Annotated in this window: 1 protein-coding gene; it reads right to left on the bottom strand. The window is 60.6% G+C overall.

Features of this window, described 5'->3' with window-relative positions; genetic code table 11:
* Nucleotides 1-485 (bottom strand): type VI secretion system tip protein VgrG (gene vgrG, locus LDK53_RS20690; protein WP_225287951.1); only part of this gene is annotated, 485 nt, incomplete at both ends.

Raw genomic sequence — 485 nt, 5'->3', positions numbered from 1 at the left:
AAGCCTCCCCACAGGTGGTGGCATCCCCGCGGGTCGCATCCACCAGGGTGTTCATGTCTTCCGTGGCCTGACGGTAATTGTAGTCCCGGGTGCTGACCTGCTTCTGCACCACGTTATGATGGCTCTCCATCTCCCACACCGAGTCCACCCCCTTTGAGTGCTGCCCTGACGGCGGCACCGACGGCAGCGTCAGACCTTTCGCATACCCCTGCTGGCTGTCGTAAAACTCCACCACGTCGATGTTCAGCCGCGTGTCGGTGGTAAAACGGAACCAGATACCCACCTCGCCCAGCAGGCGGGTGATAAAGTGCAGGTCGTTCTCACCGTACTGCATCACCTGCTCGCGGCGCGGGTACTCTTTTGACAGCGAGAACAGAAAATCCTGGCCGCGCATACCGTGGCGCTCGCGCAGGATTTTTTCCACGATTTGCGGGGCGGACATGTCCTGGTAAATGGCGTTCTGGTGCGAACGGTCGAGCAGCGCC

The organism is Enterobacter sp. K16B, from assembly GCF_020216105.1.
Lineage (GTDB): Bacteria > Pseudomonadota > Gammaproteobacteria > Enterobacterales > Enterobacteriaceae > Enterobacter > Enterobacter sichuanensis.
This window is presented reverse-complemented; position numbering and strand designations above follow the sequence as displayed.